The organism is Vibrio sp. 1CM24A, assembly GCF_023161725.1.
Classification (GTDB): Bacteria; Pseudomonadota; Gammaproteobacteria; order Enterobacterales; family Vibrionaceae; genus Vibrio; species Vibrio coralliirubri.
The window spans coordinates 87,261-113,515 of record NZ_JALNTS010000003.1 but is presented as its reverse complement, the minus strand read 5'-3'; the positions used below and the strand labels follow the sequence as shown (position 1 = coordinate 113,515).

Here is a 26,255-nt window from a genome sequence, read left to right as displayed (position 1 = left end):
CCTAATCTTGATTGAGTCTCGATGCTATATCGAGACTCATCGCTATCGACTTATACTGGCTCACCCGCCTCGTCTTCTTCGACCACATCGGTTTCTAAACTTGCCTCTGCCAGCCATTTTCGTATTGATGGGCTGTTAAGCACATGTTGTTGATACTGCGATGCCTTCTCTGAAAGCTCGATACCATAGGTTTCTACACGTAAGGCCATAGGTGCAAACATCGCATCGGCAATCGACCATTCACCAAACAACCATCCTTCAGGGTATTGTTCCATTTGTGCTGACCATATTGCATCAATTCGTGCGATGTCTTTCAATGCGTCTTCACTCAGTGTGAGCTTTCTTTTGGCGCGGCAGTTCATCGGCATTTCATTTCTGACGGCAAAAAAACCAGAGTGCATCTCGGCGGAAATGGCTCTTGCACGAGCGCGCTCTTTGGTGGATTTTGGCCATGCTGCACCGTGCAAGTGGGCGTCGTTAACGTATTCCAGAATCGCCAGTGAATCCCACACCGCAACGTCGCCGTCAACTAGGGTTGGAACTTTGGCCGTTGGCGTCACTTTCGCCAGAGTGTCGTAAAAATCAGAGGTGAATAGCTTGAGCTTGATGACTTCTGCATTCAGGTTGTAGTTGTCGAATATTAGCCATGCGCGCAGTGACCAAGTTGAGTAGTTCTGGTTTCCAATATAAAGCTGCATCGTTGCTTCCTTTCGTTTGGTGAGTAAGCTTTGAGCCTAGGGACATGCATTTGAGCTTAGGGGATTGTATTGCGGCGCACTAACGGATAATTTTGATGCAATACATTAATAAAAACGATGGGTGGTGATTTCAATATGGATATTGATGCTTTGCGAGGCTTTCTCGCGTTCGTAGAAACCAGCAGTTTCACTCGTGCAGCGAAACAGATAAATCGCACCCAATCGGCATTCAGTGCGCAGATGCGTAAGTTGGAAGAAGAGCTCAACGTGACTCTTTTCCAAAAAGAAGGGCGTAACTTAATACTCACAGAAGCAGGCTTAGCGTTGCGTTCTCATGCGGAACAGTTAGTCGCCCTTCACAATACAGCCCTTAAGCAAGTAAAGCGTTACGAAGACAAACAACCTCTGCGACTCGGCTGCCCTGAAGACTACAACGACACTATTCTGCCAAAAGTGATTCGCCTATTGCAGAAAGCAGAACCCACTTGTTCAATTCAAGTATTCAGCCTGCCCAGTATTACACTGAGAGAATGGTTGGATGATGGCAGGCTTGATGCGGCGATTGTCACCCGAGCGCCCGATAGTGAAGAAGGTTACTGGCTCACTCATGATATCGGAGTATGGATAAGCAGCCCTGATTATGCGTTCGATCAGTCTAAACCAATCCCATTAGCTTTGTTTCAGACCGATTGTAAGTATCACGCAGCGGCAGTGAGTGGTTTGGCCAAGCAGGGTACGCCTTATCAGTTATTGGCGTGTAGCAATACCGCTTCAGCGCAACGTGCCATCGTCAAAGCGGGTTTAGCCATTGGTGCAATGGGTAAGCTCAGCGTGACTCCGGATTTGAAAATACTTGAAGATATGCCGCCACTGCCTTCGGTCGATATTGTGTTGATCTTAGCGAGCAAACACCATCCAGTGTTGGACAAAGAAGTGCTCAATCAACTTGTGGAGTTGGGTTCTGATTAGTTTAGATTCCTTTTCCTACTACAGGATTCCCAAGCTTTTCAGTTTTCGATAAATGGTATTGCGGCTGATACCGAGTATTCGTGAAGTCTTGCTGATGTTGCCTTGGTTCGCTTGATACGTTTGCAACAAGGTTTCTTCAACGGTACTTCTTAGATCGTTATTCGTTGCACCTTTGATGGTATTAGGAGTCGTCAGTTGATGCTGATTGTCTTGCGCTAATGACGTGAGATATTGAGCAAGGTGGCTTGGCACATGTTCTAGCGTGAGTTGTGGTTCATCACTCGCCAGTAAAGCCGCGACCTTGAGTAGATTATCTAATTCGCGAATATTGCCCGGCCAAGCGTAAGCGCACAGTAAGCTCATCAAGTGAGGGCAGATTGTTTGCTCATCTTCGGCGTATTTACTATGAATGTGCTCGATTAAGGCGTGCTTGTCTTGTCGGTGTTGTAGGCTTGGCAAGGTGAAGGCTAAGCCGTTCAGGCGGTAGTACAAGTCTTGTCTGAACTCTCCTGTCGCAACTAACTGTTCTAGGTTTTTATGAGTGGCAGCGATGATCTGACAATCGACTTGGTAGCTTTGGTTCGAACCCACGGGCACCACGGATTTATCTTGCAGAACATGCAGTAATCGACACTGAGCCTCTAACGGCATGTCGGCGATCTCATCCAAAAATAGAATGCCCTTGTCTGCTTGACGGATCTTGCCTTGGAACCCTTTGTGGCTTGCGCCAGTAAAAGCGCCCGGCGCGTAGCCAAACAGCTCAGATTCGATAAGATCTTTCGGTAGTGCTCCACAATTTACCGCCACCAAGGGCGATGATTTACGCTGGCTTTGCTTGTGCAGCGCCTTCACAAATTCGCCCTTACCAACCCCTGTTTCACCTAAGATCAACAAGCTGATCCCTTTGTCGATAACCTTATTGGCTTGCTGCCAAGCGTGTTCTATTTGTTGTTCGCCATGGTGCAAATCACACGATGCCGAAATAGAGCGAGTGCGCTTTGCAGTTGCTTGTTTGAGGCGTTGTTTCTCAAACACAAAAGGCGTATCTAATGAGGTTCGGTTGAACAGGGTATCTATGCATTCGCCGACGATCGAGGTTTGATCCAGCAGCTGAGAGGCGACCTGATTGTGCGCGACTACCTCACCAGCTTCGTTCGCTATCACTATCCCTTGCCAGCCACTGTGTAGTAAAGATTTCTCACACGCAAGATCGATTCGAGTGGTGCCTTGTGGGATGTGGCTCAGTAGCTGGTTCTCAACAAGCTGAACCATATTTTGAACCAGCAATTGCACCGAACTGTCGTGTTGCTGCTGCTCACTGGTGATGTCCAATACGCCAACCATTTGCCCTTGGTGATCAAACACCGGGCTTGCTGAACAGCTGATAAATCGATGCTGGTGGATGAAGTGTTGTTCGCCAATGATGGATACTGGCTTGGCTTCAACAATCGCGGTGCCAATCGCGTTGGTGCCTTTCAGTTGTTCCTGCCAACAGGCTCCAGAGCTGAGTGCTATTGATGTCAGCTTCTCCTTAAACCGCTCCTGTCCCCAACTCGCCAGAATCACCCCTTCAATATCCGTCAGAATCAAACGACTGTCGGTACGAGCAAACATCTGATTAAACAAAGGCAGCGCATTGCGTTCGACGATGTGGATCAAGTCAGAAGATTGATGTCGTCGCTGTTTAAGAATCGATTGAGGCAGGCGAATATCTTCGGGAAGTCGTCTCTGTTTTAGACCCGCTTCTGTGCTGCGGTGCCAAGAGGACGAAAGCCAATCTGAGGTGTTTGCTTGTTGAAGGTGCATGACTGTTCCATGTCGTAACAGTGAGGGTGTACCAATTTGGAACAGTTGAACACTGGAGTGGTTTCCATACGTCCGTTCAATGCCAACTCACTTTGGGTTGTAAACGTTTGGTAATCATAGTTTTACAATTTATTAACAACAAGTTTTGAAGTTCTGGCGTGTGATTTGCGTTGTTACTGTTGTGAAGAAAACACGAAGTATCAGTGTTTTAAACAGAAAGTATAAACATGGGCGTCTCGTCGTGAGTTCTTTTCTCAAGAGGAGCCGCCATAAAAATAAGACAGCTCTCGCTCAATAACGAATAACAAATCTAAGAAGGATCTAACTATGATTTACGCACAGCCAGGTAGTGATAACGCAGTGGTGAACTTTAAAGCGCAATACGATAACTTTATCGGTGGCGATTGGGTGAAGCCTGTCAGCGGCGAGTATTTTGATAACACTTCCCCAGTGAATGGTCAGGTATATTGCCAAGTGGCACGCTCAACAGAGGCCGACATTAGCTTGGCACTTGATGCGGCGCATGCTGCTCGTGCAAGTTGGGCGGCGACCAGTGTGACAGAGCGTTCGAACATCCTACTTAAAATTGCCGACCGTATTGAAGCTAACCTAGAAGAAATCGCGGTGGCGGAGACGTGGGAAAACGGCAAACCAGTTCGTGAAACTCTGGCGGCAGACATCCCTTTGGTTGTCGATCACTTCCGTTACTTTGCGGGCTGTATCCGAGCGCAAGAAGGCAGCGCAGCAGAGCTAGATTCAAACACCGCAAGCTACCACTTCCCTGAACCAATTGGTGTAGTCGGCCAGATCATTCCTTGGAACTTCCCGATTTTAATGGCGGCTTGGAAATTGGCACCTGCGCTAGCGGCGGGCTGTTGTGTGGTGATGAAGCCCGCGGAGCAAACACCGACATCGATCTTAGTGATGATGGAGAAGATCGCTGATCTTCTACCAGCAGGCGTAGTCAACATCGTCAATGGTTTTGGTAGCGAAGCAGGCCAAGCATTAGCAACAAGCGATCGCTTAGCGAAGTTGGCGTTTACTGGCTCAACAGAAGTTGGCCACCATATTCTGAAATGTGCCGCTGAAAGCTTGATTCCATCAACGGTTGAGCTTGGCGGTAAGTCTCCAAATATCTACTTCCCAGACATCTTTAGTCATGAAGATGAATACCTCGATAAGTGTGTTGAAGGTATGTTGCTGGCGTTCTTTAATCAGGGGGAAGTATGTACTTGTCCATCACGTGTGTTGATCCACGAATCGGTATACGACAAGTTCATCGCCAAGGTGGTCGAGCGTGCTCAAACTATTAAACAAGGTAACCCGCTGGATACTGATACCCAGGTTGGCGCACAAGCTTCAAAAGAGCAGTTTGATAAGATCTTGAGCTACCTTGAGATAGGTCGTCAAGAAGGCGCTAAAGTGCTGACTGGTGGTGAAGTTGCCCAGCAGTCTGATGATCTCGGTAATGGTTATTACATCCAGCCAACCATGTTGGAAGGGCACAATAAGATGCGTGTATTCCAAGAGGAGATCTTCGGTCCTGTTATCGCGGTGACGACGTTTAAAGACGAAGCTGAAGCGCTAGAGATTGCCAACGATACCGAATATGGCTTGGGTGCAGGTGTATGGACGCGTGATGCAAACCTAGCGTATCGCATGGGTCGCAACATTGAAGCGGGACGTATTTGGGTGAACTGCTACCACGCTTACCCAGCACACGCCGCGTTTGGTGGTTACAAGAAATCTGGCATTGGCCGTGAGACACACAAGATGATGCTCGACCACTACCAAAATACCAAGAATCTACTGATCAGCTACGATACGAACCCGTTAGGCTTTTTCTAAAATAGATATGCTCTAGAGCTGTGTATTAGGAAGTCACTAGCAACGAGATGGCTTAAACAATACAAGTAAAATGAAAAGCAAAACGCCAAGTTCTTATGAGCTTGGCGTTTTTATATTTGAATCGCTCTAGTTTTGCGAAAAGAAGATCTCGGGCTTGTGGACTGGGCCATAGTTGCCTTCTAACTGAGTGAGTTCTAGCCCTTGTTTTCCAATCAGAGTACCGACTAATTGGCGGTTGAACGGGTAGCTGTCGGGGTTGTTAATGTACTCTTCAACATCAATCCATTTAGCTTCTGCAATTTCATCTGTGTCTTGAATCGCGATATCTTGAGTTTGAGCGATAAGGTGACAAATAAAGTAGAGGTTTGATTTACCAAACTGGTATGGGTGCCTTGTCGCCATGCCGACCACAGACACGAACGTGGCTTCGATGCCAGTCTCTTCTAAGGTTTCTCGAACCACCGATTCTTCAATGCCTTCACCCAATTCAATATGGCCGCCCGGTAATTTGTAGCCTGTCATACCGTGCTCTTTAATCATCAGAACTTGGTTGTGTTCGTTAGTGATTAACGCGCCAGCACCCAAGGTGTGGGTTGGAATGAAAGGCACAAACTCCACAATCTCGGATTTGTGGATCAGCGTAATTTCGTCTTCCAAACAATTGTGAAACACAAAGCCAAGCTCAGTCGCCACCGGAATAAGGTGCGAGAGTGAAATAGGTAAGCTAATCCAAATAATGCCTTTGCTATTCTGCTTTGAAAATTCGGTGATCTCGCTGAGTTCTGCATTGAATGAGTCAGCATTGTGAGGGATTGTTGCTGGGTCGATGATGATGCCGTTAAATTTGTCGAGCGTAAATTCCACGGGTGATCCTTTATTGTTTTTGATTTATTGGGCGTCGAGCATAGTCTGAGCTTATCGTATCTAAAGAGCTTATAACACCTTGAGAGTAAGGGCAGTAGTGAATCAAAAGTAGGCAATGCAGTTTATGTCGACTGGGTCGGTATAAGTGGAGGGTGTTGCTAGAAACAAAAACTGCGCTTGGAAGCCAAAGCGCAGTTTTGAAATGAGGTCTATATAGATTCGACTCTAACGAATATAGTTCGCGTTAATACTCACGTACCAGTGTTGAAGCTTGCCATCAGATTTCTTGATCCACAAATCGTTGGTGTAGCTATCAATCTTGCCGTTAACCGTCAGGTTGAATGTGTTCTCGTCGAATTCGCCAAGCTTCACGAACTGGTCCGTGGTAATCAGGAACGGGTCCATGTCGTCCACACCAACCACATCTGAAATTACATAGTAGTGGTAAGTCAGCGGCTTGCTCGCATCATTCGGGTTGCTGCGATACGCAACAAGCTTGAATGGTTCCGTTAATGGAACGTCGAGCGTTTGCTTGTCCATGGTCGCTGGAATCGGGATAAACAGCCAAGCGGTAAATAGACCGCTCAATAAAACCATCAGGAAGAAAAGAGTTTTAATTGCTTTCATAGCAACCTTCAAAATATGGGGGATGTTAATGGGGCTATGGTAACTAGGGAGAGTAAAGATGCAAGCTCTGTTATTACCCTATTTTATCTCAGCTTAATCTAGCGCAAAGAAAGCGGTTTGGTTAACTCGAAATGGAAACACGAGTGCTTAACTCATGATTATGGCTTAAGAGAATTCGTTATTTGAACCAATCTTTGTTTTTAACCAGTCTCTCGAAACAAGGCGAAGAACTGTCGCGAAATGACCTATATAGATAAAACTTAGTACGATAAGAATAGCGCATGAATATTTTTTGAGCGTTTTCTTATGCATTTAAACCCAAGGTTAAGCGGTGACTACCATTCTTATGTCGATCATTCATTCCGCATCGATTGCTCACTCGGCTCTAATCCATTTGGCGCACCAGAAATCCCTGAACATGTGGTTAAAGAGATAATTCACGGTATTGATAAATACTACTGTCACAGGGAGCTTTCAGAGCTGACTTATTTAACTCGTCAGTTTATTGGAATTGAAGACTGTCGTATTACTTACACTACGGGCTCTCTCGGGGCGCTAGAACTTATCTTCAATAAACTTATCGATCACAACAATCGCACCATGATAGGCATTGGCCCTCAGTTTGTTGAAGCAGTATCAGAGTTCACTTTAGTGGGCGGGAAGTACCAGTCCATCAACATGTTGGATTATCAAAACGAGTCTGATTTGTTCGGTGTGTTGGCCTCAAAAATAAGCAGCCAAAAGCCAGCCTTGGTGTATATCGACAATCCCAACAACCCAACGGGTCGAATCTACGATCGAGCTTATCTGGTCGAGATAGCGAAATTATGTGAGCGTTCTGGCGCTATTTTGATTGTCGACGAGGCCTATGGCGAATACCTGACTCCTGAACAGTCTATGCTCGATCAAACCTTGGTCTTGGACAACTTAATTGTTTTACGAACTTTTTCTAAAGGTTTAGGACTCGCAGGGATTCGACTCGGTTACTTAGCCAGCAGTGAAAACCTGACTTCTGCAATCGAAGCTGCGGTGAGTGTGTTTACGCCGACTTACCCTTCAATAAAAATCGCATCGGCGACCTTACCCAATGCGAAACACTTCTTAGAAATGAACCGCAGCAAAACTGAATACTTTAAGCAGCAAATGATCGGCTTGTTGTCTGAGCACAATATTGAGGTGGTTGGTACGTCAATATCGACGCCCATTATGTTGCTGAAAAAGACAGGAACCAACCTTTCAAAGCTATTTGAGAATATCGGTATTAAGACGTGCTCCGGTGTCGATTTTGCAATTACATGCGACGCGATGACTGAAGAGTATGTTCGATTACGAATTGTTGGCAATGATATAGATTTAGAGGCGTTAAAGCAGCGTATTCAGCAGTTATAAAAGCAACCGTTATAAAATCATCAGGCATTAAAAAGCCCGCACCTTGCGTTTACAAGGTGCGGGCTAAATTCATCTGGCTACTTGTTTAAGTAAGCTGCGTGGAACTCAATGTGTTCATCAATAAAGCTAGAGATGAAGTAGTAGCTGTGGTCGTAACCTGGCTGCATACGTAGCTCTAAATCGGCATTGGTGACCTTAGCGGCTTCGACCAATTGCTCAGGTTTAAGCTGTTCAATCAGGAAGTTATCGGCTTCACCTTGGTCGACCAACATTGGCAGTTTAGTGCCTTTGGTTTTTAGAAGCTCAGAAGCGTCGTAGTGTTTCCACTCTTCAATATCTAAGCCTAGGTATTGGTTGAATGCTTTTTGTCCCCAAGGGCATTGCATTGGGTTAGTGATTGGGCTGAATGCCGAGATAGAACGGTAGCTATCTTCGTTTTTGATGCCAATCGTGAGGGCACCATGTCCGCCCATGCTGTGACCAGAAATCGATTTTACAGACGTTACTGGGAAGAAAGATTCAATCAAAGCTGGGAGCTCTGTTACCACGTAATCATACATGTGGTAATGGCTGTCCCATGGCGCTTGAGTAGCATTCACGTAGAAGCCTGCACCTTGGCCGAGATCGTAATTTTCATCGTCGGCAACACCTTCGCCACGTGGGCTAGTGTCTGGTGCAACAATCGCGATGCCTTGCTCAGCCGCGGCTTTGAAAGCGCCGGCTTTTTGCATGAAGTTTTCATCGGTACAGGTTAAGCCTGATAACCAATACAAAACAGGAACTGGGTTTTCTTTGCTTGCGTTAGGTGGCAAGAAAATCGCAAAACGCATGTTGCAGTCAAGCGTTGCAGAAAAGTGGGTGTATTGTTTGTGCCAACCACCAGCAACCTTTGCTTGGCTAATGTTTTCGATTGTCATCTATTGTGCTCCGTTAGGTTGATGGTTTGGGGAGTAACATGTCTATAGCATTTAAAGTTTCACCACCCACCGGGCAGGAGGTGGTGAAGACAGTTTCGCTCTGATGTTTAAGTCAGAACTGTGGTCTCGACACCGAGGTATCGAGACCAAGGGGAGTTATATCAATCACAGTAAGTAGATGGTCATAAATAGCGCAGGAAAAATGCTTGAGAACAAGGCAGAAATTTTCGATAAGTAGTTATTCTACAATCAAAATTTCTAACGCCGTTATCGAGTGTTTTAACAAGCTAGAATGACCAGTTATTTACTACGATTGGTATTACTTATCCATATGTAGAACAGTACGGATAGATTCACCTTTGTGCATTAGGTCGAATGCTTCGTTTACGTCTTGCAGACCCATTGTGTGAGTGATGAACTCTTGAAGACCAAACTCACCCGCCATGTAACGGTTTACGATTTCTGGAAGCTCAGAGCGGCCTTTAACACCACCGAAAGCAGAACCACGCCATACACGACCAGTTACCAGTTGGAATGGACGAGTAGCGATCTCTTGACCTGCACCCGCAACACCAATGATTACTGATTCGCCCCAACCTTTGTGACAGCACTCAAGTGCTTGACGCATCACGTTTACGTTACCGATACACTCGAAAGAGTACTCAACACCACCGTCTGTCATCTCAACGATAACGTCTTGGATTGGTTTGTCGAATTTAGTTGGGTTGATGCAGTCAGTCGCGCCAAGCTGTTTTGCTAGCTCGAATTTGCTCTCGTTGATATCAACACCGATGATGCGGTTAGCACCAGCCATGCGAGCACCAATGATTGCAGAAAGACCGATGCCGCCTAGGCCGAATACAGCAACGTTGTCGCCTTTTTCAACTTTAGCTGTGTTCAGTACCGCGCCCATACCTGTTGTTACACCACAACCTAGAAGACAAACTTCTTCAAGTGGTGCTTCTTTGCTTACTTTCGCTAGAGAGATTTCTGGAAGTACAGTGTACTCAGAGAAAGTCGAGCAGCCCATGTAATGGAAAATCGTTTCGCCATTAATAGAGAAGCGGCTTGTACCGTCTGGCATTAGGCCTTTACCTTGCGTTTCACGAACGGCTTGGCATAGGTTAGTTTTACCAGATTTACAGAACTTACATTCGCCACATTCAGCCGTGTAAAGTGGGATAACGTGGTCGCCAATCTCAACACTTGTAACGCCTTCGCCGATCATCTCAACGATACCGCCACCTTCGTGACCAAGAATTGAAGGGAAGATACCTTCTGGATCGTCACCTGATAATGTGAATGCGTCAGTGTGACAAACACCAGTAGCAACGATGCGAACTAGAACCTCACCAGCTTTAGGAAGTTGTACATCAACTTCTTCCATTTTTAGTGGCTCGCCAGCTGCCCATGCAACCATTGCTTTTGATTTGATATGCGTTTGACCAGGTTTAATTTCGATTGTCATTGGATGTTTCCTATATATGTCAGTACAGCGGATAACTGTGCAATTAAATTCAACCCGTTAAGCGTAGTTGAGCTTAATTGTTTCCGCTCTCTCGTTTTGTTGGAGCTAGTATAGGTGTGAGTGCATGTTTTGATAATCCCCTCAAATAGAAAATGATTATTACTTATTTGTAATAATAAGTATGGAGCGGTCAGTTTTCTTATTGGCAACTATCTTAGCTAGAGTGACTCAGGTTTGAGGACAGGCGACCTATCCAAACGGTCTGAATATATTGCCTTTACTGATGTTTAGGTGGGGGTTTTATGGCTATTTATATATTAGTCTTCGATTCGTATTGTTGAACTATCAGCTTTTAAGATGGATGGTAACTTGTTGAATTTTAACGACTGAAGCAATGTCGCATAAGCGTTCGTTGTGCGACGTTTTGTAAGATATAAGAAACAATAGTGTCATTTTTCTCATCTAGTCTCCTCGCCAAATTTTGAGTTCTAACTTTTTGGGAAGAGAAAATGAAAAAGAGTACATTGACCGTACTGTCAGGCTTGATAGCAGCCACGTTAGCTGGTTGTAATTCAAGTTCACCAAGTGACGACAGCGGCAATCTAGATAGCGCAGTGCAAGTGGCGTTCATGCCTGATATCCATTTCCATGATGTCTACGGTGATTTTCAAGACGGTTCGTTCGCTGGCTTACCGAATTCCATGAGTGGCAAAAACGCTACGATAAGAACGATGGAGTCTCAGATGAACTCCACGCGTCTATTTAATGAAAACTACTTTGCGATGATAGCGGCGCTTGATGATGTGGTTGAACGTGGCGTTAAATACGTAGCCTTGCCAGGTGACTTTAGTGACGACGGCCAGCCGATTCATATGCGTGGATTGGTTAGCATCTTTGATCACTACCGCGACACGTACGGTCTTGAGTTTTTTGCAGCACCGGGCAACCACGATCCAGTACGTCCATTTACCATCCCTGCAGGTAAATCTGATTACCTAGGCGAGGGTGGCAAGAAGCAGCGTATTTATAGCCGCGGTAAAGAAGAGTGTGTTGGTTATGACGATGAGTGGACGACTATTCCCGGTGAAGGTGACAACTTAGCAACCATCTGTACTGAAGAAGTACGTGAATGGGGTTATGAAGAGATCATGAGTATCCTAGGCACTCACGGTTTCTACCCTCAGCAAGATTATCTCTACTTTGAAACGCCTTACAGCAGCGACCAAGCTCGAGCTAGTTACAGCTATGATTTAGCGAAAGAAGAAGCGGCTTTTGATAAGCGCATGTACGAAATCTGTTATGAAGGTACGGGTGGCAGTTACAAAGAAAGTGGTTACTCAAGCTGTTCTGAAGTGCCGGATACCAGTTACTTAGTAGAGCCAGTGAAAGGGCTTTGGTTGTTGGCGATCGACGCGAACGTTTATCGCCCGAAAGAAAACTCGTCTGATAGCTCTGTCGATGGAAACACGTTTGATGGTTCAAGCAGCGCTGGTTATAACATGATGCTGACTCACAAAGAACACGTGATTGATTGGATCTCTGATGTTGTAAAAGCAGCGAAAGAGCAGAACAAGACGCTGGTGTCTTTCTCGCACTTCCCAATGACCGACTTCTACAACGGCGCTTCTGAAGAGATTGAAGATCTGTTTGGCGAAGGAAGCCATCAACTGGCTCGTGAACCGGATGACGATACCAGCCGCGCATTAGCTGCTACTGGTCTAAATATCCATGTTGGTGGCCACATGCACTTTAACGATACGGGTAAGAAGAGCTTCAATATTGATGGTGTACAGCACACTCTATTTAATATCCAAGCACCATCGCTAGCGGGCTACATTCCGGCCTACAAACTGTTGAACATTCGCCCTGATAACCAGATTGAAGTTGAGACGGTGGTCATCGATCAAGTTAAACGTTACAACGAGCTATTCAGTCACTATGCAGAAGAGCATGAATACCTTACTCAAGCTGCGAATGGAGATCCTGATGCAGAAGCTAAGATTTGGAACAAAGATATTCTGAATTCAGAGAGCTACTACGAACTCACCGACTGGCACATCCGCGAACTAACGCGCCTGCGATTCCTTCCGGATGACTGGCCGCTAGAAATGCGCGCTATGATCATGGAAATGAACGGCGAAGAGATGATGATCATGTCTCAACTGGAAACGCAGTTCACGGTTTGCCAGTTAGCTGATGAAATGAATTATCCAGTCGAGGGTTGTGTTGCAAATGGAGTAGACGACTACGAACAATTTCAACAAGACTGGGAAGCAGCGAAAGTTGAAGCTGACGCTATTGCCTCTCAAGAAGGTCTAGTGCTTGAAGATTTTGCAGAATGGAGTGGTGAGTTGCTAGCGACTGACTTCTACCGCTTACGTAATGCAGACGAACTGGCATTCCGTGATATCGGTGAAACACAATTGCGCCAATATGAGTTGCTGAGTCGTGAACTTTCAGAGTTCGATGGCACGGTGGATTCAGAACTGGGTGACCTTGGCCAATATACCGTTGGTGAAGTGTTCCGCTCTCGTTTTGGTAGCTTGTTCGTGATTCTTGAAAAATTCGCAACAGGCCAAGCAAGTGACCACTTCTTGATTGATATCGACCAACAAACCCTGACCGATCTGAAAGGTGAAGTGAAGCGCGATATCCTAAGAGGCTCATCATCAGCAAATTAAGCTATTTAGATTGTTAGCGGGTTAACCTATTAGCTGATTAAAAAAGAGCTCTACACATGATGTTGTAGGGCTCTTTTTGTATTTCTGTTCTTCGATTGAACGAACAATCACACTTAAGAATTTTTAAGGTACGTCATAATAATTGCTTACTGAAAATCGCATGAATTGGAAATAAAACTACAATATTCTGAGCGCCGTATTTAATGTTGTGGACTCAAACATGCTTTTATCTCTTCCGCCTCCAGTGATGCTGTCACTCGCCATCGTGCTTGAAGTTGTCGCGACTTCTCTATTGCCTAAAACGCAGCAATTTACTTCCCTTCCTGCGACCGCCGCAGTACTAGTCGGTTATGGCTTTGCTTTTTATCTGTTGTCTCTCACGGTTCAAACCATGTCGTTGGGTGTTGCCTATGCGATTTGGTGTGGGGCAGGGATAGTGTTGGTCGCGGCGTTGTCTTGGTTGGTCTACGGGCAAAAGCTAGACATCTACGCGATCATTGGCATCGCTTTGATTCTGTCTGGCGTGGTGATCATCAACCTGTTTTCAACGTCGGTGAGTCACTAAGAGTCGACTCCCTACTTCTGAAACAACAAACTAATTGGAATCTAGAGTTGTTAACCTTCAACTTAAGATATTGAATATAATATAGTAATCCTAACAAATGCATTTTGTGCATGTATTTTATGAAAACAGCTCACTTTACTCATAGATTGGTCGGTTTAGTATAGCCAGCAGAAACCAATGATTATAAATAATCATCGATATTGTCTGTTTATCAATAACTTAGGAGGTCATTATGACTATTCCGACAACCGATATGATGGAAGCTTGGGCGGGATTCCAAGCTGGCGAGTGGCAAACATCCGTGAATGCACGTGATTTTATTCAGCGAAACTACACCCCTTATGAAGGCGATGAGTCTTTTCTTGCGGACGTGTCGGAGTCGACGACACAGCTATGGGAATCGGTGCTAGAGGGTATTAAAGAAGAAAGCCGCACTCATGCCCCTGTCGATTTTGATACTGATATCGTTTCCACTATCACCTCACACGATGCAGGTTACATTGCAAAAAACCTCGAAAAAATCGTGGGTCTACAAACCGATAAACCCCTAAAACGCGGCATCATCGCTAATGGCGGAATTCGAATGGTGAAAACGTCGTGCGAAGTGTACGGTCGTGAATTAGAGCCACAAATCGAAAAGATCTTCACTGAATACCGCAAAACGCATAACCAAGTAGCGTTCGATCTTTATACCGATGAAATTAAAACATGTCGCCGTTCTGGCATTATTACTGGTCTGCCAGATGCTTATGGTCGTGGACGCATTATTGGCGACTACCGTCGTCTTGCTTTATACGGTATCGACTTCCTAAAATCAGACAAAAATGAGCAGTTCAAATCGACTCAGAAGATGCTTGAAACGGGTGGTGATTTAGATAAGACATTGCGTTTACGTGAAGAGCTTTCTGATCAAATTCGTGCCCTTGATGAAATGCGAGAAATGGGTTTGAAGTACGGCATTGATATGTCTTCTCCTGCTCGTACTGCGCAAGAAGCAATCCAATTTACCTATTTTGGCTACTTAGCTGCGGTTAAGTCTCAAAATGGTGCTGCGATGTCGCTAGGCCGTACATCAACCTTCTTAGATGTTTACATCGAACGTGACCTTAAACTTGGTCTGATTGATGAAAAACAAGCGCAAGAGTTGATTGACCATTTCATCATGAAGCTTCGTATGGTTCGTTTCCTACGCACTCCTGAATACGATTCATTGTTCTCTGGCGACCCAATTTGGGCAACAGAAGCAATGGCAGGTATGGGCGTTGATGGTCGTACACTTGTTAGCAAAACGACTTTCCGCTACTTGCACACATTGCACACGATGGGCCCTGCGCCAGAGCCGAACATGACGGTTCTATGGTCTGAACAACTGCCTATCGCGTTTAAACAATACGCGGCTAAAGTGTCTATCGAAACCTCATCACTTCAGTATGAGAACGACGATCTAATGCGTGCGGATTTTGATAATGACGATTACGCGATTGCGTGTTGTGTGAGCCCGCAGGTGGTTGGCCAACATATGCAGTTCTTTGGTGCTCGGGCAAACCTTGCCAAAGCGCTGCTTTACACCATTAACGGTGGTGTTGATGAAAAATCTAACATGCAGGTTGGCCCTCAAGTTGCTCGTATCGAAGATGAAGTTCTCGATTTTGACCGCTTAATGCCTCGCTTTGATGAGATGATGGATTGGCTTGCAACGCAATACGTCACTGCGTTGAACGTGATCCATTACTCGCATGACCGTTATAGCTATGAAGCATCGTTAATGGCATTAATGGATCGCGATGTTCATCGCACAATGGCTTGTGGTATTGCAGGGCTGTCGGTTGTTGCTGACTCGTTAGCAGCTATCAAATACGCGAAGGTAACACCAGTACGCAACGAAGATGGCATCGCTGTCGACTTTGAGATTGAAGGCGAATATCCAAAATTCGGCAACAACGATTCACGTGTCGATGATATTGCTTGTGATTTGGTTGAACGTTTTATGAAGAAAATTCAGAAAATGAATACCTACCGTGAAGCGGTTCCAACTCAATCTATACTTACGATTACTTCAAACGTTGTATATGGTAAAAAAACCGGTAACACGCCAGATGGTCGCCGCGCAGGTATGCCATTTGGCCCGGGCGCAAACCCAATGCACGGTCGTGATGAGAAAGGTGCGGTGGCTTCACTGTCTTCGGTTGCCAAACTGCCGTTCGAGTACGCTAAAGATGGTATTTCTTACACTTTCTCAATCGTACCAAATGCACTAGGTAAAGATGACTTAAGCCAAAAAGTGAACCTAGCAGCGTTAATGGATGGTTATTTCCACCATGAGGAAAGTGCAGAATCGATTCGTGTTGAGGGTGGACAGCATCTTAACGTGAACGTGCTTAACCGTGACATGTTGTTGGATGCCGTAGAACATCCAGAAAAATACCCACAGTTAACCATCCGAGTGTCGGGTTACGCTGTGCGATTCAACTCGCTAACACGTGAGCAGCAACAGGATGTAATTAGCCGTACGTTTACAGCTAAGATCTAACCGTAAACTTCAAGTTCCACGGTTCTAAAAAAGCGCGAGAATGACATCCGTCTCTCGCGCTTTTTTGTGTGTTGAATATGGCGGTAATTGGAATTACTTTGATTCTGTCTGGCGTGGTGGTCACTAGGACCTCTAACTTACTTTTGCCCCTTTATGGTTTAGGGTAGAAGCTCATACACATTCTGTTAATGAACTTTTGCCCTACAAAAAGTTATCCAAACTCAGCAAGTTCAGAAATTATGCACTCACAGTGCATTCTAACTTTTTAACACCCTCACTAAGTTATTGATTTTCTGTTGAATACTTAAACGAAAGACCGCATTATATCTATGCAAAGAGCGGCTTAGCGCGGTGTAGAAAGTGTTATATTTATGAGGTAAGTTTTGAGTTCAATTAATCATCACTATGTCCCACAATTGTATTTACGAGGCTTTATTGCTGAGTCTGGTCGTATTCAAGTATTCGATAAAAAGTTGGAATCATTCAAGAAAGATAAGCAAACACCTCGAACAATATTATTCGAAAAACATAGAAATACAATCACACATCGAGGTGTGCGAACTGATGCACTAGAAAAGCTCTACGGGACAATTGAAGCACCATTGGGGCAATTTTTTGATTTAGTTCGCAAGGGCCTGTCGGAGAAAGAACTAATATCCAAAGAAGGCATTTATCTTCTAAAGGTATTTGTAGCGTTTCAATTTTGGCGAATGCCTTTGTTAGATCCCTTTGTAGAGCAGTACATTAAAACTCTAGACTTAACACGGTTTGGAGACAGAATTACACTGAATGGGGTCAATATTGGCGATTGTGATCAAATCAAAAACGCATTAGAAAATGACTCAGGGTTCAGGCATTACTTTCGTAGCTTTATGCTGCCTCTACTAACGTTTGATTTTAGGGTACATGATAGTGACTATGAATCATGGAAAGTCCATCATGTTTCGCCAGAATACGGAGGTTGGAACAACTTTTTAACGGGAGATAACCCGCTACTCTTTGACGATTTGACTCAGATGTTCGCATTTAAGTCTAAGTTTATTATGCCTTTATCGAATAATCAGTTGATCACCTTTTCGCCAGTTCAAAATCACGCTATGAACCTAGATCCGCTTTTTACAACTTACTTAGCAATGGCTACATATAATCAGTGTCATCGATATGTTGTAGGTACAAATAAAGACTATATTGAGCAAATAAAGTTATTTTTGGGTTCAGAAGTGGAACCTTCAGATTTGAGGGCGGAGTTATTTACATACATATAACGATTGAGCAGTGCAATAAGGTTTGGTCGTGGAAATAACCGATTTGCTATACCTGAAGCTATTCATTAATTGCTGATGTTCGATTCTCCGAGACGGATAATTGTCCAGAACCTTCATAAGCTAAATTTTTACCTGTGGTACTTTCTAGTTTAAAAGTCCCCCTTTCCGACTTAGAACCGATCTCTATATGAGTTGTAGGGAGATTCTCTTTTACCCTCCCGGTATCAAACGGATACATAGCTGATCTTCCCAGCGACTTACAACGTAAGAGGTTCGTTAAAAGGGAGAAAACAATATGGCCACCGTCTATGTCAGCATTGGAAGCAACATTAACCGCGAACATCACGTCACAGAATCTCTCAAAGCATTGAATAGCCGCTTTGCACCTCTACACATTTCTAATTTCTACGATTGTGAGCCTGTTGGTTTTGAAGGAGACAACTTCCTAAACCTAGTCGTTGGGTTTGAATGTGACCTTTCTATCGCTGAACTGGCTAAGGTTCTGCATCAAATCGAATTAGAGAATGACCGAAAGCGTGAAACTAAAGAATACGCTTCGCGCACTATGGATATCGATATCCTTCTTTACGGTAACGAAGTGGGCACTATCGATGGAGTAGAGCTGCCGCGAGGTGAAATCACTGAGTACGCTTTTGTGCTTCGACCGTTAGTTGATGTTGCCGCGCAAGAACGTCATCCCACTCTAGATATCTCTTTTCAGCATATCTGGAACAATTTCGATCAGCTGAGTCAGAAAACCGAACTTATACCTTTTAAGATCAGTTTCACTTAGTCCCTTCAACTGCTTTAAACAGAACGCTTGAGCTTTATTGATCTTTTCCTCTAACAGGCACGTAACTCACTCTACCTTCTAAGGATCGGAAACTGTTATGAATCACAATGCGATTATCACCATCACAAATCTCAGATTAAGAACCTTCATCGGCTTCAACGAAGAAGAAAAAACTAAGCAGCAAGACATTGTTATAAATGCGGAGATCCATTACCCCGCAAACAACCTTTGCCTCTCTGATGATGTGGAGAACGCACTTAACTATAAAAATATCTGCAAAAAAATTATTGAACATGTTGAATCTGGACGGTTTCTGCTTTTAGAAAAGTTAACCAGTGACGTACTCGGTATTTGTATCGACCATTCATGGGTCCGATACGCTCAAGTGAGAATCGACAAGCCTCATGCTCTACGTTTCGCCGATTCCGTCTCGCTCACCCTGAGCTATGAAGCAGAACTTGAAGATTAATTCATAAGGAGCGACTCAATGCTAACCACAGAAGCTGAAAAAGTAAGAGAAGCTTTGCTCAAAAAGGGGCTAGAAACCCCGATGACATCGAGCGAAATGAACTCCGACCAGAAGTACAACCGTATCAAAGGACTTTTGACGGAAGTTGTCAGTACGCTTGGGCTGGATTTAACCGATGACAGTCTTGCTGAAACACCTCATCGCATTGCAAAGATGTACGTTCACGAGATCTTTTCAGGGCTCGACTACAATAACTTCCCAAAAATCAGTGTTATCGACAACAAAATGTCAGTTGACGAAATGGTTAAGGTATCGGATATCGATTTAACTTCTACGTGCGAACATCACTTCATTACCATCGATGGCTTAGCACAAGTGGCTTATATCCCTGAATCCAAGATTCTCGGGCTATCTAAAATAAACCGCATTGTTCGGTTCTTTGCTCAGCGTCCGCAGGTTCAAGAGCGCCTTACCCAGCAAATCTTGGTCGCGATACAGGCTCTGGTTGAAACAGAAAATGTGGCTGTGACGATTAAAGCAACTCACTACTGCGTTAAATCGAGAGGCGTTATGGATGCAAACTCTGAAACCACCACAACCGCGCTTGGTGGCAGTTTCAAAACTAACCCTCAAACTAGAGCTGAGTTTTTACGATGAGTGAGACGATTCTAATAACCGGTGTGGGGAAGCGTTTAGGGTTCGCACTGGCGCAGCAACTTTTATCTGACGGATACAAAGTGATTGGCACTTACCGAAGCGACTATCCTCAGCTGCAATTACTGCGCGACCGTGGAGCCGACTTGCAACAGGTAGACTTTTATCAACAAAGCAGCCTAGAGGGTTTTCTTCATTACGTTGGACAAGAATATAAGGTGATCCGAGCCATCATTCATAATGCTTCCGACTGGCAACCTGAGAACAAAGAAAATCCCAGTGAAAACGCATTACAAATCATGAACCAGATGATGACGGTTCACGCTACCGTGCCTTATCTGGTTAATTTAACGCTCAAAGACCAACTAATGTCTGGCGATAAAACGTCGGACATCATCCACATCAGTGATTACGTTGCGGAAAAAGGCAGTAAAAAACACATCGCTTACGCGGCCAGTAAAGCTGCGCTCAACAACCTGACGTTGTCGTTCTCAGCGATGCTGGCTCCCAAGGTGAAAGTTAATACTGTCTCTCCAGCCATGATCAAATTTAATGAACATGACGACGAGGCCTACAAAACCAAAGCTCTGAAAAAAGCACTGATTCCTACAGAGGCAGGCTTTGAAGAAGTGATAGATGGCATTAAGTTTGTTTTGGCTAGTCATTATATGACAGGAAGGACTTTGCACCTTGATGGCGGCAGGCACTTGAAGTGAAGTTCATTCGTTGTGAGCTTGAGGCAGGATAGTCAACTAATCTATTCGTCTTTCATATCGTCTAACTACAATTTTTAAGTTGGCTCTCGACACTTTTTGGGTTTAGACATTAGAACGTGTTTGCATGGGTGACTCACCAAACAACTGCTTGTAGCTTTGGCAAAAATATCCCAGATGAAAAAAACCAAAGTCAAAGGCGATTTCATTGATGCACCGTTGTTCGCTCGGATTTTGCAGAATGCGCCGTACCTGGTTGAGACGTACATTTTGTATAAATTGTTTTGGTGATATGTCACAACAGGACTCAAAGGTGTATTGCAGCGTACGGCGGCTGACATAAACCGCATCGCACAGTTCAGACACGGTGACGGGTTTACGGTACTGCGAGTTATCTAGGTACTGCCTAATTCGACGCATTGTGTTCTCACGCTGTGAGGCATTGGTTTTTTGCGTATTTTGATCAGACGATTGAGCGAACAATTCGACCAACATATCTTGAACAATGGATTGATGAGTTTGAAAAGACCAGCGAGATTGACTCGGGGAGAGTAGTAAGCTCAAGTAAGCTTTTATTTGTTGGGTGTAGTGTTGAGAGCAACCAAGAAAGTGGCTCTTGCTGTTTAACGATTCAATCTCTAGCTGTTGCTGAATCATTTCAACCAGTGAAGGGCTTATGACTAACCCATAAATAGAAAAGGTTTCTGGCGTAAGTAGCTCAAAATCCGCCCCAGCCTCACGGATCAAAATACTATCAGGATTACCTTGTGCGTGATTGATGTGTAAAGGTCTATCGTTAGCACTGATCCCTAACCAAATCCCTTCATTAATACGACATTGCTGCTTGAGTTTTCGGTTGCTGTCTTCTCGAAATAGGTGCACGTGAGAAAATTTTCGTTCACGGATCTGACCTAGAAAACTTCCTTGACTCAGTTGGTCATATTCTTGCTGCCAGTTAAAGAGGCTGGCTGCCTGCTGATTTGCATCAAATGTGTTGAATGTGCACAAATTAGGTGCATAACGCATCAATTTTTCATCCTTTCTCATCATTCCATGACCTACCCATGTGACCCATATTAGTACAGTGTATTTTTAAGCTTATGTTTATTAATGCTTTTTTATGTTTGCCGATTCTTGATATTCATTCGGTTCAAAAATCGCTTAATTACTCATATATACAAAAGGTTATTGAGCAAGAACTGAACCAGTTTATGAAGAGGGAATTTATGACAGCAGCCTATCGCCGACAACAAGGGCACCTGGTTTTTAACTTTGAGTCGTTAGCAGACCTGATGGCAAAGGCTACGGCAGAGCGTTCAGGAGATGTTTTGGCTGGTGTATCTGCGACTTCTGCTGCAGAGCGTGTTGTAGCTCAGATGACACTGGCAGACTTGCCCCTAAAGACGTTTTTAAATGAAGCGGTGATCCCTTATGAAAGTGATGAAGTTACTCGTTTGATCATTGATAGCCATGATAGAGAGGCGTTTAAAGCGATTGATCACCTTACAGTGGGAGACTTTCGTAACTGGCTGCTAAGTGATGAAGCCGATAGTCTCACGCTTGCAAAGCTGCGTCCTGGTTTAACTCCAGAAATGGTGGCTGCAGTGAGTAAGATCATGCGTAATCAGGATTTGATCCAAGTTGCCAAAAAATGTCGGGTAGTGACTGCGTTTCGTAACACCATTGGCTTGCCTAGTCGTTTATCCACCCGTTTACAGCCCAATCATCCAACCGATTCTCTCAATGGCATTGCTGCCAGTATTTTTGATGGTTTGATGTATGGCAATGGTGATGCTGTGATCGGCATTAACCCCGCAACAGATAATGTACCGCAGGCGATTAAGTTGATGAATCTGATGGAAGAGGTCATTCAACACTACCAGATCCCGACCCAATCTTGCGTATTAACCCACGTTACCAACACGATTGAAGCGATTGAGATGGGCGCTCCGGTGGATCTCGTCTTTCAATCTATTGGTGGCACTCAAGGTACAAACGACACCTTTGGTATTAACCTTTCGATCCTTAAAGAAGCAAACGAAGCGGCGCTTTCGCTGAATCGAGGCACCGTTGGAAGTAACGTCATGTATTTTGAGACAGGGCAAGGCACATCTCTCTCTGCCAATGCTTTTCATGGTGTGGACCAACAAACTTGTGAGACACGGGCTTATGCCGTAGCGCGTCATTTTAATCCATTGTTGGTTAATACCGTGGTCGGCTTTATCGGCCCTGAATATCTCTTTGATGGAAAACAGATTATTCGAGCAGGGCTTGAGGACCATTTTTGTGGCAAATTGCTTGGCCTGCCGATGGGGTGTGATATCTGCTATACCAACCATGCCTATGCCGATCAAAATGATATGGATAACTTACTGACATTGCTCGGTGTCGCTGAGTGCTCGTTCATTATGGGGATTCCGGGTTCCGATGACATCATGCTCAATTATCAAACAACCTCGTTTCATGATGCACTTTATGCACGCAAGGTGTTGGGTTTAAAACCTGCACCGGAGTTTGAGGAGTGGCTAACTCAGATGCAGATTTTTGATGATGTAAAAGATGTGCGCCTAAATGAACGACTCTCCGGCTCATTTGCTGGCGCTCTAGCACAACTTAATGGAGGCCCCGCACATGGGTAAGGTGGTCTCTATGGCAAAGCATTCTGCTTCTAAGTTGGTAACTCAAAACCCTTGGCACGAGCTTAAAGGTTTTACATCGGCACGTATTGCACTGGGTCGAAGTGGAAATAGCGTTCCAACTAAAGAGTTGCTTTCATTTCAACTCGACCATGCACAGGCGATGGATGCCGTTCATTGTGCTTTAGATGTGGATGCATTGGTTGAGCTCATCGCTCAATCAAACTCGGTTATTCAACACACTTCTCAGGCACCCATTAAGGTGCACAGCAAAGCGACTGATAGATTCATGTATTTGCAAAGGCCGGATCTTGGTCGTGAGCTTGATGACGTCTGTTGGAATCAGTTGCAAGCCGTTCATCACTCAGAGTCTCCCTCGTTTGATCTCGCGATAGTAGTGGCTGATGGCTTGTCTTCAATTGCCATTCAAAACCATGCAAATCCAGTCATTGAGCATCTGCTTTCTTTATTAGGTGAAGACGAAGTGCCGTGGCATGTTGCTCCTATTACTGTCGTGAGGCAGGGCCGAGTGGCAATAGGAGATGATGTTTGTGAGTGCTTACAAGCCAAGATGGTGGTGGTTTTGATTGGTGAACGCCCGGGACTGACCTCTCCAGATAGCATGGGTATGTACCTGACTTGGCAGGCGAGAAGAGGAACAAAAGACTCTGATAGAAACTGCATTTCTAATATTCGCCCACAGGGGTTGGCTTATGAAGATGCGTGTAAGCGAGCGGTATACCTATTGAAGGAAGCTCGTCGGCTAGAGCTTTCTGGAGTCAACCTTAAAGACCGTTCGAGTATCGAGGAAGAAGGTGGTGAGCAGTTAGAAGACAAGCACACAGGCAATTTTTTAATTGGATAAAAGATAAAAATAGAGGGATTTACAATGTCAGAACATCAGGAATATTTGGCGCAAAGACAACTTAAAAGGGGCACCGCTGGGTGGATTTTGCTAGCAGGGTTAGGCGTTTCATACGTGATCTCTGGTGACTTTGCAGGCTGGAACTTTGGTATCGGTCAAGCTGGTTGGGGAGGCTTTCTTATTGCAGCAATTGCTATGGCGGTGATGTACTTCACCCTTGTCCTTTCTTTGGCAGAGATGTCTGCGGCTATCCCCGCTGCAGGCGGTGGCTATAGCTTTGCTCGACAAGCAATGGGACCAACGGGGGGATTTTTTACCGGCTTATCCGTCTTAATTGAGTATGCCCTTGCACCTGCCGCGATTGTCATTTTTATTGGCTCAGCGGTGAATGAACTAATGGGTATTGATGGTCCTCTTGTTTACGCGATCTTTTATGCCATCTTTATCGGTATTCATATGGCAGGGGTGGGAGAAGCTCTGAAAGTCATGATGGTCATCAGTGGGTTAGCCGTACTAGCAATTCTTATGACAGCAGGCGTATTGGTTCGTGAGTTTGATGCTAGTAATCTGTTTGATATCGCTCCGGCAACCGCACAAGCCACAGAACTACTTCCTTTTGGTTGGTATGGTGTATGGGCGGCACTACCGTTTGCAATGTGGCTGTTTCTTGCGGTAGAAGGGGTTCCACTGGCTGCTGAAGAGGCGAAAAACCCGGCCAAGGATGTACCCAAAGGTATTATCGGCGCAATGCTATTCTTACTGGTCACCGCTACCTTAGTCGTTCTGCTGCTTGCGGGCGCTGTGGGTTCTGAAGCGATTGCGAATAGTGCCGTTCCTCTAGTCGATGCCTTGAAGTTGACCGGTAATCCAACCGTTGCAACGGCTGTTAATATACTAGGACTTGCAGGACTTATTGCTTCATTCTTCTCGATTATCTACGGTTATAGCCGCTTGGTGTTTGCATTGTCTCGTGCGGGTTACTTGCCTCAAAGCTTGTCGCTTACAAACAAAAACAAAGTGCCTGCTCGTGCTTTAGTGGTGCCGGGTGTGTTTGGTTTTGCTGTGTCATTGACCGGAGAAGGCGACCTGATCTTGGCGATGGCGGTAGTGGGGGCGACAGTGTCTTATGCATTAATGTCGCTTAGTCATATATTGTTGCGTATCAAGCAACCAGAGCTTCACCGTCCATACAAAACACCGGGTGGCATGCTGACTTCCGGCACTTCACTAGTGCTGTCGCTTATTGCAATGACGGGTGTTTATGCCTTTGACCCATCTGCATTCTTTATGACTATGGGACTCTTTGTGATTGGTGGTGCTTATTATGGCTTATATAGCCGTAATAAATTGGTCGCATCGACCGCTGAGGAAGAGTTTGAGATGTTGTCGGTTGCAGAGAAAGAGCTTGAGGCTACTAACTAGATTCAATTTCTAATGGCATTTAAGGCTCTAGTGCTTTGCTGGAGCCTTTATTACACTACTTGTAGTAACTTGCGTGTAAACCCCAATCTCCATCACCTCTAACGATAAATATTAATTTAGAAATAGTGCCGTTTTAGGAGCATTTACTTGGAACGTTTTTGTCCAGACACTTGTCATGATTTTTTATAGCGAGTTAGATTAATAGCGACAAGCCCCGAAATTATAATGACAGTGCCAATTACATGGTAGCTCTCAATATCTTCACCCAAGATTATGTAACTCAACATGGCGGCAATCACAGGCATGAAATTCATTGATAGTGAAGTTTTCATCGCGCCAATCATGTCGATTGCCTTTTTCCAAAGATAAGTTGAAATGATGGAAAGGAAGAATACGGCATAGACGATGAGTGGGATTGACTCAGTAGAAGGAATATATGATTCACTAGTAACGAGCATAAGGGGAAATAATAGCACCGAAGCAACAAATAGTTGGCAATACAATAGTGTCCAACCTGACATTATTATGGGGTTCTTGTTGAGAATAATACTATATAAGGAGTAAGAAAATGTTCCGACTATCATCAGGATATCCCCATAATTAAACTCTAAGCCCTGTAAAACTTTCATGTCCCCCTTAATGAGTACATATATGACGCCGAGTAGTGATACTAACACCCCAATATATTGACCAATAGAGAGCCTGGTTTTTAGTATGACAATGCTCATTGCCAAGGTTACAGCGGGTATTAGAGAGTTAACTAATGACATATTGATGGGAGATGTATAGTGACCAGAGAAGTAAGTCATTGATTGACTTAATCCCATCCCGAAAAAGCCTAAATACAATAAAGTGAGGTGGTTTTTCTTAATGACATCAATATTCTGCTTGATTTGAGGTAGACAAATAGGTGTTAAGACTAAGAATGCAAACACGCATCGGTAGAACGCAAGAGTAGCAGGTTCTATTACACCGACAGCCATCTTGCTAACAATGTAGCTTCCTGCCCATATAGCAACAGTGAAAAATGAAATTAAGTAGCCAGTGTACATTTATTTAAGTTCGAATAATGATAG

The 26,255-nt window shown here is 44.7% G+C and carries 22 protein-coding genes; 14 read left to right on the top strand and 8 right to left on the bottom strand.

Annotation, left to right across the window (positions count from 1 at the left end; genetic code table 11):
- Positions 1 to 50: 50 nt before the first annotated feature.
- A complete protein-coding gene (locus MSG38_RS08050; RefSeq protein ID WP_248366260.1) occupies positions 51 to 698 on the bottom strand; it encodes a glutathione S-transferase family protein in 648 nt (215 codons plus the stop codon).
- Between the two features lie 117 nt (positions 699 to 815).
- On the opposite strand from MSG38_RS08050, the gene MSG38_RS08045 reads away from it, so the two are divergent.
- Positions 816 to 1,667 (top strand): LysR family transcriptional regulator, encoded by an 852-nt coding sequence (locus tag MSG38_RS08045; protein ID WP_248366263.1) that lies wholly within the window; start codon positions 816 to 818, stop codon positions 1,665 to 1,667.
- A gap of 18 nt (positions 1,668 to 1,685) precedes the next feature.
- Here MSG38_RS08045 and MSG38_RS08040 read toward each other — a convergent pair whose 3' ends face one another.
- On the bottom strand, positions 1,686 to 3,473 hold the full coding sequence (locus MSG38_RS08040; protein ID WP_248366266.1) for a sigma-54-dependent Fis family transcriptional regulator: 1,788 nt from the start codon (positions 3,471 to 3,473) through the stop codon (positions 1,686 to 1,688).
- A 327-nt stretch (positions 3,474 to 3,800) separates the two neighbouring features.
- On the opposite strand from MSG38_RS08040, the gene MSG38_RS08035 reads away from it, so the two are divergent.
- A complete protein-coding gene (locus MSG38_RS08035; protein ID WP_248366268.1) occupies positions 3,801 to 5,321 on the top strand; it encodes an aldehyde dehydrogenase family protein in 1,521 nt (506 codons plus the stop codon).
- A 126-nt stretch (positions 5,322 to 5,447) separates the two neighbouring features.
- Here the strand turns inward: MSG38_RS08035 and MSG38_RS08030 are convergent, their stop codons facing one another.
- On the bottom strand, positions 5,448 to 6,185 hold the full coding sequence (locus tag MSG38_RS08030; protein WP_052880423.1) for an NUDIX domain-containing protein: 738 nt from the start codon (positions 6,183 to 6,185) through the stop codon (positions 5,448 to 5,450).
- Between the two features lie 225 nt (positions 6,186 to 6,410).
- Positions 6,411 to 6,812, bottom strand: a complete 402-nt coding sequence (locus tag MSG38_RS08025) for a hypothetical protein (RefSeq protein ID WP_017061631.1) — start codon at positions 6,810 to 6,812, stop codon at positions 6,411 to 6,413.
- 306 nt (positions 6,813 to 7,118) lie between these two features.
- Between MSG38_RS08025 and MSG38_RS08020 the strand changes: the two genes are divergently transcribed.
- Entirely contained in the window at positions 7,119 to 8,201 is a 1,083-nt protein-coding gene (locus MSG38_RS08020; RefSeq protein WP_052880422.1) for a pyridoxal phosphate-dependent aminotransferase, read from the top strand.
- Positions 8,202 to 8,278: 77 nt separating this feature from the next.
- Here MSG38_RS08020 and fghA read toward each other — a convergent pair whose 3' ends face one another.
- A complete protein-coding gene (fghA, locus tag MSG38_RS08015; protein ID WP_012601125.1) occupies positions 8,279 to 9,118 on the bottom strand; it encodes an S-formylglutathione hydrolase in 840 nt (279 codons plus the stop codon).
- A gap of 319 nt (positions 9,119 to 9,437) precedes the next feature.
- Positions 9,438 to 10,586 (bottom strand): S-(hydroxymethyl)glutathione dehydrogenase/class III alcohol dehydrogenase, encoded by a 1,149-nt coding sequence (locus MSG38_RS08010; RefSeq protein WP_017076927.1) that lies wholly within the window; start codon positions 10,584 to 10,586, stop codon positions 9,438 to 9,440.
- A gap of 509 nt (positions 10,587 to 11,095) precedes the next feature.
- Here MSG38_RS08010 and MSG38_RS08005 point away from each other — a divergent pair.
- From MSG38_RS08005 to folM, 8 genes are all read left to right on the top strand, one after another.
- Positions 11,096 to 13,267: a metallophosphoesterase gene (locus MSG38_RS08005; protein WP_248401567.1), complete on the top strand. Its 2,172-nt coding sequence runs from the start codon at positions 11,096 to 11,098 to the stop codon at positions 13,265 to 13,267.
- Positions 13,268 to 13,487: 220 nt separating this feature from the next.
- Complete coding sequence (locus MSG38_RS08000) at positions 13,488 to 13,832, top strand: multidrug efflux SMR transporter (protein ID WP_017069768.1); 345 nt, start codon at positions 13,488 to 13,490, stop codon at positions 13,830 to 13,832.
- A gap of 232 nt (positions 13,833 to 14,064) precedes the next feature.
- A complete protein-coding gene (gene pflB, locus MSG38_RS07995) occupies positions 14,065 to 16,362 on the top strand; it encodes a formate C-acetyltransferase (RefSeq protein WP_248401566.1) in 2,298 nt (765 codons plus the stop codon).
- Between the two features lie 383 nt (positions 16,363 to 16,745).
- The gene (locus MSG38_RS07990; RefSeq protein WP_248366273.1) at positions 16,746 to 17,627 is read left to right on the top strand and encodes a DUF4238 domain-containing protein; all 882 of its coding nucleotides are present in this window, start codon (positions 16,746 to 16,748) and stop codon (positions 17,625 to 17,627) included.
- 295 nt (positions 17,628 to 17,922) lie between these two features.
- The gene (gene folK, locus MSG38_RS07985; RefSeq protein WP_248366274.1) at positions 17,923 to 18,420 is read left to right on the top strand and encodes a 2-amino-4-hydroxy-6-hydroxymethyldihydropteridine diphosphokinase; all 498 of its coding nucleotides are present in this window, start codon (positions 17,923 to 17,925) and stop codon (positions 18,418 to 18,420) included.
- A gap of 97 nt (positions 18,421 to 18,517) precedes the next feature.
- Positions 18,518 to 18,889: a dihydroneopterin triphosphate 2'-epimerase gene (gene folX / locus MSG38_RS07980; protein ID WP_017067658.1), complete on the top strand. Its 372-nt coding sequence runs from the start codon at positions 18,518 to 18,520 to the stop codon at positions 18,887 to 18,889.
- An 18-nt stretch (positions 18,890 to 18,907) separates the two neighbouring features.
- Complete coding sequence (gene folE, locus MSG38_RS07975; RefSeq protein WP_248366275.1) at positions 18,908 to 19,546, top strand: GTP cyclohydrolase I FolE; 639 nt, start codon at positions 18,908 to 18,910, stop codon at positions 19,544 to 19,546.
- Positions 19,543 to 20,259 (top strand): dihydromonapterin reductase, encoded by a 717-nt coding sequence (folM, locus tag MSG38_RS07970; RefSeq protein WP_248401565.1) that lies wholly within the window; start codon positions 19,543 to 19,545, stop codon positions 20,257 to 20,259. The genes folE and folM overlap by 4 nt, the downstream gene beginning before the upstream one ends.
- A gap of 102 nt (positions 20,260 to 20,361) precedes the next feature.
- Here folM and MSG38_RS07965 read toward each other — a convergent pair whose 3' ends face one another.
- Entirely contained in the window at positions 20,362 to 21,282 is a 921-nt protein-coding gene (locus MSG38_RS07965; protein WP_248401726.1) for a helix-turn-helix domain-containing protein, read from the bottom strand.
- A 200-nt stretch (positions 21,283 to 21,482) separates the two neighbouring features.
- On the opposite strand from MSG38_RS07965, the gene MSG38_RS07960 reads away from it, so the two are divergent.
- The 3 genes from MSG38_RS07960 to eat are packed head-to-tail and all read left to right on the top strand — an operon-like array spanning position 21,483 to position 25,179.
- Entirely contained in the window at positions 21,483 to 22,895 is a 1,413-nt protein-coding gene (locus MSG38_RS07960; RefSeq protein WP_248401725.1) for an ethanolamine ammonia-lyase subunit EutB, read from the top strand.
- Complete coding sequence (gene eutC / locus MSG38_RS07955) at positions 22,888 to 23,757, top strand: ethanolamine ammonia-lyase subunit EutC (protein ID WP_248401564.1); 870 nt, start codon at positions 22,888 to 22,890, stop codon at positions 23,755 to 23,757. The genes MSG38_RS07960 and eutC overlap by 8 nt, the downstream gene beginning before the upstream one ends.
- 24 nt (positions 23,758 to 23,781) lie before the next feature.
- Positions 23,782 to 25,179 (top strand): ethanolamine permease, encoded by a 1,398-nt coding sequence (gene eat, locus MSG38_RS07950; RefSeq protein WP_048613005.1) that lies wholly within the window; start codon positions 23,782 to 23,784, stop codon positions 25,177 to 25,179.
- A gap of 173 nt (positions 25,180 to 25,352) precedes the next feature.
- Here the strand turns inward: eat and MSG38_RS07945 are convergent, their stop codons facing one another.
- Complete coding sequence (locus tag MSG38_RS07945; RefSeq protein WP_248401563.1) at positions 25,353 to 26,231, bottom strand: DMT family transporter; 879 nt, start codon at positions 26,229 to 26,231, stop codon at positions 25,353 to 25,355.
- Positions 26,232 to 26,255 lie beyond the last annotated feature (24 nt).

Coding starts and splice junctions, on each gene's coding strand:
- folM (WP_248401565.1), top strand. CDS start 19,543: ATGAGTGAGACGATTCTAATAACCGGTGTGGGGAAGCGTTTAGGGTTC.
- folK (WP_248366274.1), top strand. CDS start 17,923: ATGGCCACCGTCTATGTCAGCATTGGAAGCAACATTAACCGCGAACAT.
- MSG38_RS08020 (WP_052880422.1), top strand. CDS start 7,119: ATGCATTTAAACCCAAGGTTAAGCGGTGACTACCATTCTTATGTCGAT.
- MSG38_RS08010 (WP_017076927.1), bottom strand. CDS start 10,586: ATGACAATCGAAATTAAACCTGGTCAAACGCATATCAAATCAAAAGCA.
- MSG38_RS08005 (WP_248401567.1), top strand. CDS start 11,096: ATGAAAAAGAGTACATTGACCGTACTGTCAGGCTTGATAGCAGCCACG.
- pflB (WP_248401566.1), top strand. CDS start 14,065: ATGACTATTCCGACAACCGATATGATGGAAGCTTGGGCGGGATTCCAA.
- MSG38_RS07945 (WP_248401563.1), bottom strand. CDS start 26,231: ATGTACACTGGCTACTTAATTTCATTTTTCACTGTTGCTATATGGGCA.
- MSG38_RS08000 (WP_017069768.1), top strand. CDS start 13,488: ATGCTTTTATCTCTTCCGCCTCCAGTGATGCTGTCACTCGCCATCGTG.
- folE (WP_248366275.1), top strand. CDS start 18,908: ATGCTAACCACAGAAGCTGAAAAAGTAAGAGAAGCTTTGCTCAAAAAG.
- folX (WP_017067658.1), top strand. CDS start 18,518: ATGAATCACAATGCGATTATCACCATCACAAATCTCAGATTAAGAACC.
- eutC (WP_248401564.1), top strand. CDS start 22,888: ATGGGTAAGGTGGTCTCTATGGCAAAGCATTCTGCTTCTAAGTTGGTA.
- MSG38_RS08040 (WP_248366266.1), bottom strand. CDS start 3,473: ATGCACCTTCAACAAGCAAACACCTCAGATTGGCTTTCGTCCTCTTGG.
- MSG38_RS08025 (WP_017061631.1), bottom strand. CDS start 6,812: ATGAAAGCAATTAAAACTCTTTTCTTCCTGATGGTTTTATTGAGCGGT.
- MSG38_RS08035 (WP_248366268.1), top strand. CDS start 3,801: ATGATTTACGCACAGCCAGGTAGTGATAACGCAGTGGTGAACTTTAAA.
- MSG38_RS07960 (WP_248401725.1), top strand. CDS start 21,483: ATGACAGCAGCCTATCGCCGACAACAAGGGCACCTGGTTTTTAACTTT.
- MSG38_RS08050 (WP_248366260.1), bottom strand. CDS start 698: ATGCAGCTTTATATTGGAAACCAGAACTACTCAACTTGGTCACTGCGC.
- eat (WP_048613005.1), top strand. CDS start 23,782: ATGTCAGAACATCAGGAATATTTGGCGCAAAGACAACTTAAAAGGGGC.
- MSG38_RS08045 (WP_248366263.1), top strand. CDS start 816: ATGGGTGGTGATTTCAATATGGATATTGATGCTTTGCGAGGCTTTCTC.
- MSG38_RS07965 (WP_248401726.1), bottom strand. CDS start 21,282: ATGCGTTATGCACCTAATTTGTGCACATTCAACACATTTGATGCAAAT.
- fghA (WP_012601125.1), bottom strand. CDS start 9,118: ATGACAATCGAAAACATTAGCCAAGCAAAGGTTGCTGGTGGTTGGCAC.